2 protein-coding genes are annotated in these 1151 nt (G+C 78.4%); one reads left to right on the top strand and one right to left on the bottom strand.

The features are described from left to right. Positions 1-469, bottom strand: a 469-nt coding sequence (locus tag HLB15_RS23670) for a glycosyltransferase (RefSeq protein WP_212760294.1), incomplete at its 3' end; no start/stop codon positions are given. Positions 470-522: 53 nt separating this feature from the next. Between HLB15_RS23670 and HLB15_RS23665 the strand changes: the two genes are divergently transcribed. Beyond that, on the top strand, positions 523-1151 hold a 629-nt coding region (locus tag HLB15_RS23665), incomplete at its 3' end, for a hypothetical protein (RefSeq protein ID WP_212760293.1).

Raw genomic sequence — 1151 nt, 5'->3', positions numbered from 1 at the left:
TGGCGGCCCGGCCGCGCACCCCCGCGACCGGCGCGACCACACCGTTGGCCCGCACCGGGCAGTAGTGCAGGGCGGCCGTGCGCAGCCCGCGCCGCTCGGCCACCGCCGCGGCGACCTCCTGGCCCAGCAGGCCCGTGACGAGCGTGTCCGCGCCGCCCGCGTCGTCGAGCAGCGCGGTCAGGCCCGTGCGCAGCTCGTCCCAGCCTGCCGCCGCGACCGCGCGCAGCGCACGGACCCGGCGCACCGGGTGCGCGGAGCGCATGTCGCGGCGCACGAGGTCGGAGCCGAGCAGCTCCGCCGAGTCGATACCCAGCGGCACCGGGTCCAGCCCCAGCCGCCGCGCGAGCGGCACGAGGTTCGGGGCGACGCCCGTGACCACCTCGTGCCCGCGCCGGCGCAGCTCCAGCCCGACGGCGAGGGCGGGCTGGACGTCTCCTCGGCTGCCCACGAGGGCCATCACGTGTCGCACGCGCGCACCCTACCGACCCCGTCGCCCCGTCCCGTCCCCGTACCGGAGGCCCCGTGACCATCCCGCCGACGGCGACCCCGCTCGCCACCAACCGCCTCACCTACGACGACGACCTGTTCCTGCGCACCCGCCGCGTGCTCGGCGTCTCGGTCGTCAACCAGACCGTCTGGCGCCTGCCCGTCCCGCTCGAGGAGCGCGCGGTGCGCGCGGTGCACCGCGGTCTGACCGAGGGTCCGCTCCAGCGGGTCGTGCGGCCGGGCCGCCTGCCCGGTGCCCGCGCCCGGTGGTCCGAGTCCGGCATCTTCCTGCCGCCGTCGATCGAGTCCACCCCCGTCCGCGACGACGCCGTGCTCACCTGGGCCGATCGCCAGGCCCAGGCGCACCTCGACCCCGAGAACGGCCCCACGTGGGCCCTCGCCGCAGCCCCCACGATCGGCGGCGGTGCGGTCCTCAGCTTCGTCACGTCCCACGTCGTGGCCGACGGCGGCATGCACGTCGGCGCGCTGCAGGCCGCCGTCGCCGCGGCGGGGTTCCGCGCGGACGACGCCGACGGGTTCGTCGACCGCCGCCTGCCCCGCGAGGGCGAGCGGATCCGCACCGGTCTCGTGGCCGACCTGCGCGACGCGACCGGGCAGGCCCGCGCCGTCGTCGGCGGGCTGCGGAAGGCCGTGCGCCAGGGGCC

It is taken from the genome of Promicromonospora citrea (genome assembly GCF_013004695.1).
In the GTDB taxonomy this organism is placed as follows: Bacteria; Actinomycetota; Actinomycetes; order Actinomycetales; family Cellulomonadaceae; genus Promicromonospora; species Promicromonospora citrea.
Note: the sequence above shows the minus strand (reverse complement) of the source record. Positions and strands in the feature narration are given on the sequence as shown.